At 67.2% G+C, this 11,990-nt stretch carries 22 protein-coding genes; all 22 read left to right on the forward strand.

The window, feature by feature from the left end; all coding sequences use genetic code 11:
- The coding region (locus tag A8G15_RS31565) for a thioredoxin domain-containing protein (RefSeq protein ID WP_068166463.1) at window positions 1-246 on the forward strand (246 nt) is incomplete at its 5' end.
- A complete protein-coding gene (locus tag A8G15_RS28125) occupies window positions 243-551 on the forward strand; it encodes a hypothetical protein (protein WP_068166464.1) in 309 nt (102 codons plus the stop codon). The genes A8G15_RS31565 and A8G15_RS28125, both read left to right, overlap by 4 nt.
- Complete coding sequence (locus A8G15_RS28130; protein WP_068166466.1) at window positions 551-868, forward strand: DUF4326 domain-containing protein; 318 nt, start codon at window positions 551-553, stop codon at window positions 866-868. The genes A8G15_RS28125 and A8G15_RS28130 overlap by 1 nt, the downstream gene beginning before the upstream one ends.
- Window positions 865-987, forward strand: a complete 123-nt coding sequence (locus A8G15_RS32300) for a hypothetical protein (protein ID WP_281180804.1) — start codon at window positions 865-867, stop codon at window positions 985-987. The genes A8G15_RS28130 and A8G15_RS32300 overlap by 4 nt, the downstream gene beginning before the upstream one ends.
- Window positions 980-1,309: a hypothetical protein gene (locus A8G15_RS28135; protein WP_068166468.1), complete on the forward strand. Its 330-nt coding sequence runs from the start codon at window positions 980-982 to the stop codon at window positions 1,307-1,309. The genes A8G15_RS32300 and A8G15_RS28135 overlap by 8 nt, the downstream gene beginning before the upstream one ends.
- On the forward strand, window positions 1,306-1,566 hold the full coding sequence (locus A8G15_RS28140) for a hypothetical protein (protein ID WP_068166470.1): 261 nt from the start codon (window positions 1,306-1,308) through the stop codon (window positions 1,564-1,566). Before A8G15_RS28135 ends, A8G15_RS28140 begins: the two co-directional genes overlap by 4 nt.
- The gene (locus A8G15_RS28145; protein ID WP_068166472.1) at window positions 1,563-1,892 is read left to right on the forward strand and encodes a hypothetical protein; all 330 of its coding nucleotides are present in this window, start codon (window positions 1,563-1,565) and stop codon (window positions 1,890-1,892) included. The genes A8G15_RS28140 and A8G15_RS28145 overlap by 4 nt, the downstream gene beginning before the upstream one ends.
- Window positions 1,889-2,296 (forward strand): hypothetical protein, encoded by a 408-nt coding sequence (locus tag A8G15_RS28150; protein WP_068166474.1) that lies wholly within the window; start codon window positions 1,889-1,891, stop codon window positions 2,294-2,296. Before A8G15_RS28145 ends, A8G15_RS28150 begins: the two co-directional genes overlap by 4 nt.
- Window positions 2,293-2,439: a hypothetical protein gene (locus A8G15_RS30900; protein WP_156665605.1), complete on the forward strand. Its 147-nt coding sequence runs from the start codon at window positions 2,293-2,295 to the stop codon at window positions 2,437-2,439. The genes A8G15_RS28150 and A8G15_RS30900 overlap by 4 nt, the downstream gene beginning before the upstream one ends.
- Entirely contained in the window at window positions 2,439-3,410 is a 972-nt protein-coding gene (locus A8G15_RS28155; protein WP_068166476.1) for a hypothetical protein, read from the forward strand. The genes A8G15_RS30900 and A8G15_RS28155 overlap by 1 nt, the downstream gene beginning before the upstream one ends.
- Window positions 3,411-3,472: 62 nt before the next feature.
- On the forward strand, window positions 3,473-4,249 hold the full coding sequence (locus A8G15_RS28160; RefSeq protein WP_068166478.1) for a BRO family protein: 777 nt from the start codon (window positions 3,473-3,475) through the stop codon (window positions 4,247-4,249).
- Window positions 4,246-4,551 carry a hypothetical protein gene (locus tag A8G15_RS28165; RefSeq protein ID WP_068166479.1) on the forward strand — a complete coding sequence of 102 codons (306 nt, stop codon included), beginning with the start codon at window positions 4,246-4,248 and terminating at the stop codon, window positions 4,549-4,551. Before A8G15_RS28160 ends, A8G15_RS28165 begins: the two co-directional genes overlap by 4 nt.
- Window positions 4,548-4,952: a hypothetical protein gene (locus A8G15_RS28170; RefSeq protein ID WP_068166480.1), complete on the forward strand. Its 405-nt coding sequence runs from the start codon at window positions 4,548-4,550 to the stop codon at window positions 4,950-4,952. Before A8G15_RS28165 ends, A8G15_RS28170 begins: the two co-directional genes overlap by 4 nt.
- A 282-nt stretch (window positions 4,953-5,234) precedes the next feature.
- Window positions 5,235-5,567 carry a hypothetical protein gene (locus tag A8G15_RS28180; protein WP_068166483.1) on the forward strand — a complete coding sequence of 111 codons (333 nt, stop codon included), beginning with the start codon at window positions 5,235-5,237 and terminating at the stop codon, window positions 5,565-5,567.
- On the forward strand, window positions 5,564-5,689 hold the full coding sequence (locus tag A8G15_RS32305) for a hypothetical protein (protein WP_281180805.1): 126 nt from the start codon (window positions 5,564-5,566) through the stop codon (window positions 5,687-5,689). Before A8G15_RS28180 ends, A8G15_RS32305 begins: the two co-directional genes overlap by 4 nt.
- Before the next feature lie 184 nt (window positions 5,690-5,873).
- Window positions 5,874-6,095 (forward strand): hypothetical protein, encoded by a 222-nt coding sequence (locus tag A8G15_RS28185; RefSeq protein WP_068166486.1) that lies wholly within the window; start codon window positions 5,874-5,876, stop codon window positions 6,093-6,095.
- Window positions 6,092-6,751: a hypothetical protein gene (locus A8G15_RS28190; protein WP_068166487.1), complete on the forward strand. Its 660-nt coding sequence runs from the start codon at window positions 6,092-6,094 to the stop codon at window positions 6,749-6,751. Before A8G15_RS28185 ends, A8G15_RS28190 begins: the two co-directional genes overlap by 4 nt.
- Window positions 6,752-7,035: 284 nt before the next feature.
- The gene (locus A8G15_RS28195) at window positions 7,036-7,563 is read left to right on the forward strand and encodes a helix-turn-helix domain-containing protein (RefSeq protein ID WP_068166488.1); all 528 of its coding nucleotides are present in this window, start codon (window positions 7,036-7,038) and stop codon (window positions 7,561-7,563) included.
- Complete coding sequence (locus A8G15_RS28200; RefSeq protein WP_245688039.1) at window positions 7,547-8,833, forward strand: terminase large subunit domain-containing protein; 1,287 nt, start codon at window positions 7,547-7,549, stop codon at window positions 8,831-8,833. The genes A8G15_RS28195 and A8G15_RS28200 overlap by 17 nt, the downstream gene beginning before the upstream one ends.
- Window positions 8,830-10,443: a phage portal protein gene (locus A8G15_RS28205; RefSeq protein ID WP_068166490.1), complete on the forward strand. Its 1,614-nt coding sequence runs from the start codon at window positions 8,830-8,832 to the stop codon at window positions 10,441-10,443. Before A8G15_RS28200 ends, A8G15_RS28205 begins: the two co-directional genes overlap by 4 nt.
- Window positions 10,436-10,621: a hypothetical protein gene (locus A8G15_RS30905; RefSeq protein ID WP_156665606.1), complete on the forward strand. Its 186-nt coding sequence runs from the start codon at window positions 10,436-10,438 to the stop codon at window positions 10,619-10,621. Before A8G15_RS28205 ends, A8G15_RS30905 begins: the two co-directional genes overlap by 8 nt.
- 11 nt (window positions 10,622-10,632) lie before the next feature.
- Window positions 10,633-11,832: a phage minor capsid protein gene (locus tag A8G15_RS28210; RefSeq protein WP_068166492.1), complete on the forward strand. Its 1,200-nt coding sequence runs from the start codon at window positions 10,633-10,635 to the stop codon at window positions 11,830-11,832.
- The last annotated feature ends 158 nt before the right edge of the window (window positions 11,833-11,990 follow it).

Raw genomic sequence — 11,990 nt, forward strand, 5'->3', positions numbered from 1 at the left:
CACCTCGAGCGCCAGGGCACACCGTTCGTCGAGCTGTTCGTCGACCAGGACCCGGCGGCCGCGCAGACCGTCGCGCTCCTCGGCTACCGGTCCGTCCCGGTCGTCACCGCTGGCGACATGCACTGGTCCGGCTACCGCCCCGACAAGCTCAACGCCGTCGGAAGGTTGCACACCACCGTCGAGGACATCGTCGAGCTGGACGAGGCCGCCGTGCGGTACCTCGCCGACGAGGGGGTTCCGGCATGAGCGAGTACGCGGGCGGGGATCCGGGCGCGGACCCGGCGCACGAGTGGAAGCGCGACGCCCGGGGGAGCGCGGTCGTCGTGGCCGCACCCCCGGGTGCCACGGGGCCGCACCGGCTGACGGTCACGCGCACGACGTCGACGACGGCGATGCAGTCCGGCACGGCCGCCGAGGCGGTTCGGCGGCGCTGCGATCGCCTGCGCGAGACCGGAACTCTCGCGACGATCGCCGAGACGATGGACGGCTACGTCGTGCGGTTCACGGATGTCGACGGTGCCCGCGTCGTCCTGACCTACCAGGAGGCCTGATGCCGAAGCGAATCCAACGCCAGCGCACCAAGGGCTGGCGGATGCCAGAAGGTGCCGTATATGTCGGCCGGCCGGGCGTGTTCGGTAACCCGTATCGAGTCGGCGGCGAGATCCCGGGCACTGGTGGCGATACGTACGACGCCGAGTCCGCGACAGCGATGTTCCGCCTGTCTGCCCGCACATTCTGGGGCGAAGGTTGGCGCGAAGAAGTCCGCGCCGAACTCGCGGGCCGCGACCTCGCGTGCTGGTGCCCGCTCGATCAGCCGTGCCATGCCGATGTGCTGCTCGAGATCGCGAACGGGGAGGCCCGGCCGTGAAGCCCACTGTCCGCCTCCTCGGCGTAACCGGCCTCTGCCTCGCCGGATGGCTCACCATCACCGCCTGGACCATCGACCGCGCCTCACAAACCCTCTACGAGTGGAGCGACCATGAGTGACCGAGACGACCTGACCACCGACCTGTCGGACGCGATCTTCGATATCGGCCTGATCGCCGCCGAGGATGCAGCCGACTACCTCCTCAGCCAGGGCTGGCGCAAGGTCGGCGCGGACGCCGAGACCCGCACCGAGTGGGGTGTGCGCCGGCCGACCCAGCACTTCGGGATCAAGGTCGACAAGGCCCGCGACGAGGAGCACGCCCGCGAATGGGTCGCCGTGCTCCACGACGTCGAGCACGTCCTGAATGCCAACCCGAATGCGGAGGTTGTCTGCCGCACTGTCACCGAAACCGCATGGACCACACCCGAGGAGCCACGGTGAGCGGCGCTTGGGACCGTGCCCGCGCCCAACACGGCCACCCCTTGCACCGCGACCACACCGAGCACCTCGAAACCGGCATCGCCAAAGCCGTCCGAGAAATCGACGAAATGCGCGCCATCATCGACAGCATCCGCGACTACGCGCAACACCTGCGGAACCTCGCCGCAGTCACCCGAGATGCAGGCGGCGACTACCTCGCCCACACCTACGACGACGTCGCCACCACCCTCGAACGCAAGATCGGAGACCAGACGTGACCGCGGCGACCCGCCGCCTTCCTGTCGCGTGGGACGGGCATCCCGTCGAATGGGGAGCGTTCGAATCGGAACCGTTCATGTGTCAGGTCAACATGGACGGCACCTCGGAAGTCGTTCCGCCGGAGCTCTGCTGGCATTGCGGGGTCCGTGCCGAACGGGTCACGGCGGAAGGGACGGTCGAAATCCCGAACTGGCCCTATCGGCTGATTCTGAGCCGCTGCACCCGTTGCGGGCACGACCATGTGCGCAACTGGTTGACGGGGCAGGAGTGGGATCTGGACGAGAGTGACTATGGCCCGTCGGGGTCGTGGGAGGACGCGACGTGACGCCCGACCAGCTCCGGCTCCTCGCAGAGCTCCACGATCGGCAGATCCTCGGATTGGCCGATGAGCCTGGCTACTGGTCCGCGCAGATCCGAGACACGCAGGGCGGCGGCAGCCCGAAGGATGAGCAGTGGCGCGCTGCCGGCCTGTGGCGCAAGACGTACAGGTGGGGGATCGCCATGACAGCCGCCGGTGACTACATGAGCGAACGCGGCATCCGGGCGCCTGAGCATGTCGCCACGATCACGTGGCAGCAGCTCCGCGACTGGGCGACGTCCCTTCCCGAGGACCGCCGCGCCATAGCCCGCCGTGCTCGCATGTCGATCCACGCCGCAGACGAGGCCGCCGCCGTTGCATGCCTCTTCACGCCCGTCGTCGCCAAGGTCGAGGAGATGACGTTGTGGTGACCGAGTGCCCGGTGTGCCGGCGGAAGGTCCACGCCTCCGAGCACACCGGGCGTGTCACCCGGCACGACGACAAGGCATGGAATACGTGCCCGATGAGCGGGCGCCGTATCCCGCTCGAACAGCTCGAAAGGAGGGCCGCCTGATGGCCCGTAGTCATGGCCGGATCGACTTCGGAATCTGGTCGAACAAGGCGTTCCGAGCACTCAGTGAGAGAGCGCAACGCATGTACATGGTGCTGTTCGGCCAGAAGGACGTGAACAACGCCGGCGTGCTGCCGCTGATGGAGTCGCGGTGGGCCAAGTACTGCGACTCGATGAGCGTCGACGATGTGCGTGATGCGTTGCGCCAGCTCGAGGAGGCACGGTTCGTGTTCGTCGACGAGGACACGGAGGAGTTGCTGATCCGGTCGTTCATTCGTGGCGACGGTGTCGTCAAGCAGCCGAATGTGTTCAAGAATGCGCTCAAGTGTGCGGAGTTGGTGGATTCGCCGAAGCTTCGTGAGGTGCTTGCGGGGGAGTTGCGGGGGCTTCGTCGTAAGGATGCCGATGCGGTTGCGGACCGCCTTTTTCCGAACCCTTCGGGAACCATTCCGGACGACGTTCCGAACCCTTCCGGAACCCTTCGCGAACCCTTGAACCCTTCGGGAAGGGTTCGCGAACCCCGCGGGGTAGGGGTAGGGGAAGGGGAAAGCTCTTGTTCTGCAGATGGAGATTTGGGAGGTCGCGGGCGCGCGCACGCGTACACGCACGAGGCCGGCGAACCCGCCCCCCACTGCCCTCAGCATCCGGGAGGGACGGACGCGCCGTGCCGCGCCTGCGGCGACGCCCGGCGTGCGGTCGGCGAGTGGCAGACACGGAAGGCCGATGCCGCTGCCCGGACTCGCTCCGCGGAGGCCCGGCTCCGGGCCGAGGATCGCGCCAGGGCGATCGCGGAGTGCTCCCTGTGCGACGAGGACGGTTACGTCGACACGGCCGTCTGTGGGCACGCTCCGGCGCCGGAGAAGCGCCCGAGTCTGCGGGATCTGTACCTGAAGGCGGAGGCCGAGAAAAACATGCCTGGACACGCGACTAGCGACATGCAAGTCGTTAGTCATTCGCGTAGTGTGAAGCCCTGACCACGAAAAAGCCCCGCCGGTGCGTCAACACCGCGGGGCACGAACACCGAGGAGAAATCTCGATGTCAGTTCCCGAGGTTACCGGACACGAGTCCGCGTCACCATTCGATCGAATCCGCCAGACCCGGCCCGACGGTTCCGAATTTTGGTCCGCCCGCGACCTCTGCCAGGTCGTCGAGTACGAGACCTGGCGCAACTTCGCAGCAGCAATCGACCGCGCGAAGCTCTCGCTGCAGAACTCCGGCGAGGCCGTGACCAGCCACGTTGTCGGCGCCGACAAGCTGGTGCAGCGACCCCAGGGTGGCACGGTCCGGCAAGAGGACTTCGAACTGTCCCGATTCGGCGCGTACCTGGTCGTCATGAACGGCGACCCCCGCAAGCCCGCCATTGCCTCCGCGCAGGCGTACTTCGCGATCCGCACCCGGCAGGCCGAGGTCGTCGAGGAGAAGCTCACCAACGCACTCGACGTCTCCAAGCGGCAGATGGAGCTCATGCAGCTCGCCCAAGGGCTCATCGACCCGCGCCACCTCGAAGCGAAGGCCCGGCTCGTCCTGGCCCGCGCGCTCGGCGAGGCGCCGGAGCTCGACCCCGCGACGACGCCGCTCTACGCGCAGACCTACCTCGAGGAGAAGGGTCTGACGCGCGACGAGGTCAAGTCCGTCTCGCCCGTGTTCGGTAAGCGACTCAAGGCGATGTACCAACTCGAGCACGGCGAGGACCCGAAGCAGTACCCGCTCGAAACGAAGTCGGGGCAGATCCGCCAGGTGAACGCCTACACCGAAGCCGACCGCGACCTGTTCGACCGCGTCTGGGCGAAGTACTACGGCGGTGCGGCATGAGCATCCGAGACGAACTCACCCGCATTATCTCCGCACCGCGGATGCACACGAACGAATCACTCGGTAAGGCCCGCGCCATCGCCGACGCGATCCTCGCCCGGTACGCCGTCGTCGAACGCCCCGAGGCGAACGGCGGTCCCATGGGCATCGAATGGGCGAGCAACGGAGGCCACGTCACGGGCCGAGTCCTCGCGATCGGCGATGACGGACAACCCTTCGAAATCCTGACTATCACCTACACCGTCGAGCAGGCCGCGCAGATGGCTACCCATCTCATCGACGCGATCGGGGGGAAGCGGTGAGCATCCGAGACGAACTCGCTGGCCTGATGTACGAGGCCGGTCTCGCAGACGACCCCGACAGCGACGACCTGACCGCCGCGGCCGACGCAATCCTCGAGCGGTTCGACGTCGCCGAACGGTCCGCTCCCATGAAGCGGATTCCGCCGAACTCGATGGCGGCCTACCTCCTCAACCCCAACCGCGACCGCGCATACGAGCCCGGAACACGGCAGTGGAGCAAGCGCGCCGACATCCCCGCCGACGTCGACCGGGTGCTCGACTGCACCGGAGACGTCGTGCGACGCCTCGAGGACGGATCGGGTTGGCGTCCGCTCTACGACGACGGCAGCGACATGGAGACGAATCTGCGGACGGATTGCCTGGGGCCGTTCACGGAGCTTCGCAAGGCGGTGCAGTCATGAGCCCATGCCATCGGATAACCCACGAAGCAATGGCATGGCCCACGCCTGCCCTCGGGTTCGCCGACCGGACGGAGGGGCAGTCGTGATCAAGTACCCGACCGCATCCGAGCGCGATAAGCACATCGCAGACCTCGAGGCCGCGATCACCCGCGTCCGCGAGTTGACCTACGCATCCGACGACGGCACCGAATACGAACACAACGGCCCAGCCGCTGTGTGCGGCGAACCCGAGTGCCCCGCATGTTGGGCCGCCGCCATTCGCCGAGCTTTGGACGGTGACTCGTGAGCGCCCGCGACTGGGCAGGCGAATACCACGCCCTCACGGACGAGATCAAGCGCACCGCGACCGCGGACAGTTTCGACGCCCAGGCAATCCACAAGCGGAACACCTATGCGATGACGCACTTCCCGGCCGTCCTCGACGCGCTCGATGACGCCGAGTGCGAGATCGAGCGGCAGCGCGGCGACCTCGTGATCGAACGCCGCCGCGCAGAGGCCGCCGAGGCAGCCCTCGACCGCGTGCGGAAGCTTGTGCAGGACGAGGACGGTGAGTGGCTCCCGTACTGGCGGGCGACGACAGACGAGATCCGGGCAGCCCTGGACGGCACCTCGTGACCCGGCTGAAGGTGTCCGCCGCACTCGCCGCGCTCTACACCCTCGCCGCCATCCTCACCGCCAGCCACGACGTGCCGGCCACCCACACCCCCACCCACACCCACACCTGGGAGACCCAATGACCCGGCCACTCGACGAACCCGTCCGCGGCACCCTCTTCGCCCTCCCACCCGCACTCCTGATCTGGGCGCTCCTCATCGGCACCCTGGCACTCATCCTCGCCGCCACCTGAGACCCCGGCCCCGTGCACAGCTTCCCGTGCACGGGGCCGGACCCACACCCACCACCGCGAGAAAGGACGCTCAGATGCCCGCCGCCTACACCGACATCGAAGAAGCCAACGCCCGAATCGACGCCCTCGAGCACGAACTCGGCCAAGCCGCCGAAGCCGCCCGCCAGGCACACAAGGCGAACGAGAAGCTGCGGGCCGAACTGATGGAGGTGCGGATGACGGCGCAGGCGGACCCGAGCATGTACCGGCCGTCTCCGGAGCGTGGCACCTACGCGGCCCCGGCAGGTGGACAGTGAACGGCTACTACCTCGACACAGCCGGACAGGCCGACCTCCTCGCACTCCTCGCCCAGATCCCCGACGTCGTCGACGCACTCGCCGGCGTCCTCTGTGACGGCTTCCCGCAGCGCATCTCGTACGAGCCCCGAGTCAGCTCGAGCCCGGCCGCACGCATCCCGTACGACACCAGCGCCCACGACGCCGCGAACTACCTCGACAACGAACTGTGGACCTGGGCCAACCACGTGTGCGAACACCGCCGCCAGCGCTACGAAGGGCCCGCCAGCACAATCGGAATGGCCGACTGGCTCCGCAAGCACATCATCTCGCTCGCCATGACCCCCGGCGCCGACGAAGCCCCCCACGCCTTCCGCCGCATCATCCGATCCGCACGCCGAGCAGCCCGCATGTCCGGCGAACCCGAGATGTGGCGCTACGGCTCCATCGACGCCGCCCGCGACACCGAACTCAACGCCTCCGGCATCGCCCTCGCCGCAAAGGAGCTCGGCCCCGAGTACGCCAAGCTCACCCGCGAGCGCGTCAAGAGCCTCCGCAGGACTGGGCGCATCACTCCCGTTCGCGAGTACGACGGGATTCCGATCTATCGTCTCGGTGACGTCCTGGACGCTCACTGCGCTACGGCAACCCGCCAACGCGAGAAGGTCAGCGCATAACGAGACATCACGACGTATAACCAGGTATCACCGTTATCCCCGGCCATCTGTTAGGCTGCCGCCGTAGGCGCGAGGATTCCCCACAGGGGCCTCGCGCTTCGTCGTTTCCAGACACCCCCAGTCGTCCATCCTCGAGTGCCGACCCCCTCGCGCCGCTCGGATGGACCCGCCCCGCGTCCGGTTTCGCTACCTGGGAGCGCGGGGCGTCAACTTCCGAAGGAGGGATCGAATGGACCACCCGATGGGACGTCCCAGTCTCGGCCTTCGTGTGCGTGTAGTGGCTCATGGCCGCGTGGACCGATGAGGACAGCCGGCGCCTTCGTGAACTGCATGAGCAGGGCCTGTCGTTGCGTGCGATCGCCGAGAGGATGGATCGGCCGAAGGTCACGATCGGTCGGTGGGCGAAGAAGCTCGAGCTGACGTTCGGGACGGAGCGCACTGCTGAGGCGACGGCAGTGAAGGTCCTCAACGCCCGGGAGCGACGAGCCGAAGCAGCCGAACGCGAACTGGAGCTCCTCGAGTTCGAGCAGAAACGCGCCCTCGACGTACACCACAAGCGCGGCGAATGGATGACACTCCGCCGCGGCGAAGGCGGCGCCGAGTACGTCACCGGTCTCGACTTCATCCCCGCCCGCGACCTCCGTGAGCATGCCAACGCCCGCGCGAGCATGGCCGTGAACATCGACAAGCTCACCGACCACACCACCGAACACGACGACGCGAAGTCGATGCTCGGCCAACTTGAGGCCAAGCTCATCGCCGCCGTCCAGGATGAGATCGAGGAGGCCGGCGAGAGTGGGGATTCTCGATGAGCTGTCGATCTCCCGCAAGCAGGCCTACTCGATCGCTACGGCCAACGCCGACGCATCCCGCTCGCAGATCAACCTGTGGCACGGCGCCGTCCGCTCCGGGAAGACCATCGGCTCCCTCGTCAAGTTCGAGATCAAACTCGCCGACGCACCCAGCACCGGCGAGAACGTCCTGATCTCCCGCACCCGAGACACCGCCTACCGCAACGTCATCGCACCCCTGATGGACCCGGGCCTGTTCGGGAGCCTCGCCGGCCACGTGCACTACAACCGCGGAGCCCCGACAGCGAACATCCTCGGCGAAACCGTCCACGTCATCGGCGCCTCCGACGTGCGCGCAGAGAACGTCATCCGAGGCATGACCATCAAACGGTCGTACTGCGACGAGATGACCCTCATGGCCGAGGAGTTCATCTCGATGCTCGTCTCCCGCCACTCAGTTCCGGACGCCTGGATGGGCGGCACCACAAACCCGGACGGCCCGCGTCACTTCCTCAAGACCGATTACATCGACCGGGCCGAGGAGATGGGCCACCGGATATACCACTTCGGACTCGAAGACAACCGTGAGCACCTACCCGAGGGGTACATCGAATCGCTCAATAGGCAGTACACAGGCCTGTGGAACGACCGGTACATCAAGGGTCTGTGGACCATGGCCGACGGCGTCATCTACGACATGTTCGACCCCGCTGTGCACGTCGTCGACACCCTCCCCGAGATGCAGCAACTCCTCGCCCTCGGCATCGACTACGGCGACACCAACGCCACCCGCGGCATCCTCATCGGCCTCGGCGAAGACAACCGCCTCTACGCCATCACCGAATGGGCGCCAGGACAAGGCACCACCGCAGACCGCGAACACTCCCTCCGAGCTTTCGTCAATGAGCACGGAATGCCCGACTACCTGTTCGTCGACCCGGCCGCAGCCGGCTTCAAGTACCAACTCGACCGAAGCGGATGGCACAACTTCTCCAACGCCGCGAACAAAGTGACGCCCGGCATCGCAACCGTCGCGTCCCTGCTGTCCACACAACAACTGCTGATCCACTCCTCGTGCACCAACCTGCTCGAGGAAATCCCCGGATACGTGTGGGACCGCAAGGCCACCGAGCGAGGCGAAGACGCGCCGATCAAGGAGAACGACCACGCCGTCGACGCGCTGCGCTACGCCGTAGCGACATCCCGCCCGTTCTGGCAGCCCTATCTGCCGAATGTGCACACCGCACGACCGACCGACGATCGAACCGAAGAGAGTGAGGCCGCCGCGTGAGCAGCATCCGACCCGGCGTTGCATGGCCGCCCCCAGAACTGGCGAAGGTCACCGCCCGAGTCGACGAATGCCGCGTCTGGTGGGAAGGCAACCCCGAGAAGCTCGACACGTTCTACGGCGCCACAGGCCGCACCTCACCGTCCGGACAACCCCAGCGCGGGTTCCGGGCCGCGTGGGACGCATTCTGGGGCAAGAACAACACCGGCACAGGCGAAGCCCCGCGCCGCCTGCACGCACCGATCGCCGCCGACATCGCACAGCTGTCCGCGGCCTGCCTGTTCTCAAAGCCCCCGACCATCCTCGCCGCCGACGACGAAGCCGATGACGTCCAGGTCCGTGTCGATGACCTGTACAACGTCCCACGCTTCCACTCCGGGCTGTACACGGCCGGTGAGAAGGCATCAGCGCTCACCGGTGTGTACGGGCGCGTCGCGTGGGATGACAAGATCCAGCAGGGCACGTGGATCGAGTGGATCGCCCCTGACTGTGCGATCCCGACATGGTCGCGAGGTCGACTTCGGGCGGTCACGTTCTTCACCGAGCTCGAATCGGACGATGACCGCGTCGTGTGGCGGCACCTCGAACGCTACGAGATGGGCCGCATCGTCCACGAGCTCTACAAGGGCACCGCTGACAACCTCGGGCGCCTGGAGACGTTGAAGGCGCACGAAGCCACCGAGGACATCCCGGTCCAGCTTGGCTCGGACGGCTTCTCGTATGTCGACCTCGGCATTCCCGACATGCTGGCCGTCGACTATGTGCCGAACAAGCTGCCCAATCCCGAGTGGGACAACGACCCGAAGCTGTGCAACCTCGGCGGCTCCGACATCGCCCCCGACATCATTCCGCTGTACCACCAGATCGACCGCGTGTACTCGTCGCTGATGCGTGATGTGCGGCTGTCGGCGATGAAGGTCTTCGCGTCCGCATCGATCCTGCAGAACCGCGGCCCCGGCAGCGGCCTGCTCCTGCCCGAGGAACAGGAGATGTTCACGCAGCTCGGGCAGATGATGGCCAAGGAAGGCGATATGGAGTCGATCTTCCAGCCGTACCAGCCGGCCATGCGCGTGCTCGAGCACGACCAGGCGGGGGAGATCCTCGTGCGGGAGGTGCTGCGCCGCACCGGCTACAGCCCCGTCTCATTCGGCATGTCCGACGAGGTCGCCCAGACTGCGACGGAGGCGGTCGGAAAGAAGGAGTGGACGGTCATCACGACCGAAGGGAAGGCCCGCTACTTCGGCACCGCCATCCAGCATCTGACGACCGCGGCTCTGCGTATCGACAAGGTGAAGTTCCCGAAGCTCGGCGTCGAGCTGCACGAGCCGCTCGATGTCGATTGGCCGCCGTTCGCGCAGGAATCCGACCTGTCCCGTGCTCAGACCGTGCAGGCATGGGAGACGGGACGGTCTGCGTCGACGCGCACCAAGGTCCGCTACCTGCACCAGGACTGGACCGAGGAGCAGATCGACGACGAGGTCGAGTTGATCGACGAGGCGAACATGGTGGAGACACCGCCATTCTTCGGCTCGGACACCGCCCCTGTCGACCAGGGCGACAACGAGAAGCCCGAGGGCGAGCAGACACCCGAGGAAGGCGCGACCGATGAGTAGCCAGACCATTCGAGTGCCCAACTACCGATTCCGGATCGGCCGCTACCAGTTCGGATACAGCCGATGGCATCGGTGGGAGTGCTCGGACGGGATGCGCGTCGTGGCAGGTCATCGGACGCCGATCGGCGCATGGCTGGCGCAACGGAAGTGGGCGAAGGTCTCACTCTCGCCCGAGTGAGGAGGTAGGCGGTGGCACTCGACCCCGAGGACGCACGCAACATCCCCGCCCACCTCATCGCCCTCTACACCGACGCCGAACTCGCCCTCCTCCGACTGTTGGCCGAAGCCATCGCCGACGGCATCGACACCGACCAGTGGCAACAGGTCCAGGCCTCGCGGCAGGCCGAGTTCCGGCAGGCCGCCGAAGCACTCGCCCGGCACCTCCAGGCCGCCATGCCACCGCTCCTGCAGGCCGCGGTGCAGGCAGCGGCCGACCTCGGAGAACGGGCGGCCGACGAGGACGCCGACAACACCCCCGAATCTCCCGGAGCGGTAAGCGTGGCCGCGACGGGAACGGCTGCGACAGTGGCCGGGAGCGCACCGCGTCGCGACCGCCCCCGGAATCCCCGCACTGTCGCAGCCACACAATCCGCCTGGTCTACCCTCGCCCGCACCACACAGCTGCTCCCGGCGAATGCGGATCGGCTGTACGGGCAGGTGCTGGCGCAGATCCAGGTACGTTCACCGGACGTCCCACGGACCACACCGCACACCGGTGGGATCCTCGGTGCACCGCGTGCGACCGGGACGCGCCTGGACGCGGCGCAGCAGGCCCTCGACATCCTCACGAAGCGGGGCATCACCGGGTTCCGGGACCGCGGCGGCCGTAACTGGTCGCTCACCAGCTATGTCGAGATGCTGTCGCGCAGTGTGGTGAACGAGGAGCTGCGCGAAGCCCACATCGCCCGGGCCCTCGAGCACGGGCACACGCTGATGGTGGTGTCGTCGCATTCGAAGCCGGCACCGCAGTGTCAGCCGTACGAGGGCCAGGTGCTCAGCTTGGACGGCTCGACGGGCACGGTCGAGCTGGAGTCCGCGACGACGGGCCGTCCGGTGCGCGTGACGATCAAGGCGACGATGCGTGAGGCCATCTCGAAGGGCTTCCGGCATCCGAACTGCGGGCACGCCCTGTCCCGGTTCGTGCCGGGAGCGTCACGCACGTTCGCGACGAAGCCCGATCCCGAAGGGTATGCGGCGACGCAGCAGCAGCGCGCCATGGAACGCGCCATCCGTGACACCCGCACACGCCAGGCTGTCGCGATCACCCCGCAGGCGAAGCGCGACGCCGCGGCCCGGCTCCGGGCGCAGCAGGCTGCGATCCGGCAGCACGTCGACGAGCACGGCCTGACGCGCCGGCCGCGGCGCGAGCAGATCAACCGAGCTCGCTAACCCCACAGACTTCCGCCCCTGGGCGGACACCCCGACACCGCGACGGTGCCCGGGGCAACACCGCAGCGCGACGCTGCACACCCGAAGGAGCACCATGCGCACCACCATGACACTCGCCCTGATCGTCGGCGCCGGATACGGCATCGACCCGTTCGCCA

This window comes from Rhodococcus phenolicus (assembly GCF_001646785.1).
Lineage (GTDB): Bacteria > Actinomycetota > Actinomycetes > Mycobacteriales > Mycobacteriaceae > Rhodococcus > Rhodococcus phenolicus.

Coding starts and splice junctions, on each gene's coding strand:
- A8G15_RS28125 (WP_068166464.1), top strand. CDS start 243: ATGAGCGAGTACGCGGGCGGGGATCCGGGCGCGGACCCGGCGCACGAG.
- A8G15_RS28130 (WP_068166466.1), top strand. CDS start 551: ATGCCGAAGCGAATCCAACGCCAGCGCACCAAGGGCTGGCGGATGCCA.
- A8G15_RS28135 (WP_068166468.1), top strand. CDS start 980: ATGAGTGACCGAGACGACCTGACCACCGACCTGTCGGACGCGATCTTC.
- A8G15_RS28155 (WP_068166476.1), top strand. CDS start 2,439: ATGGCCCGTAGTCATGGCCGGATCGACTTCGGAATCTGGTCGAACAAG.
- A8G15_RS28160 (WP_068166478.1), top strand. CDS start 3,473: ATGTCAGTTCCCGAGGTTACCGGACACGAGTCCGCGTCACCATTCGAT.
- A8G15_RS28165 (WP_068166479.1), top strand. CDS start 4,246: ATGAGCATCCGAGACGAACTCACCCGCATTATCTCCGCACCGCGGATG.
- A8G15_RS28185 (WP_068166486.1), top strand. CDS start 5,874: ATGCCCGCCGCCTACACCGACATCGAAGAAGCCAACGCCCGAATCGAC.
- A8G15_RS28195 (WP_068166488.1), top strand. CDS start 7,036: ATGGCCGCGTGGACCGATGAGGACAGCCGGCGCCTTCGTGAACTGCAT.
- A8G15_RS30905 (WP_156665606.1), top strand. CDS start 10,436: ATGAGTAGCCAGACCATTCGAGTGCCCAACTACCGATTCCGGATCGGC.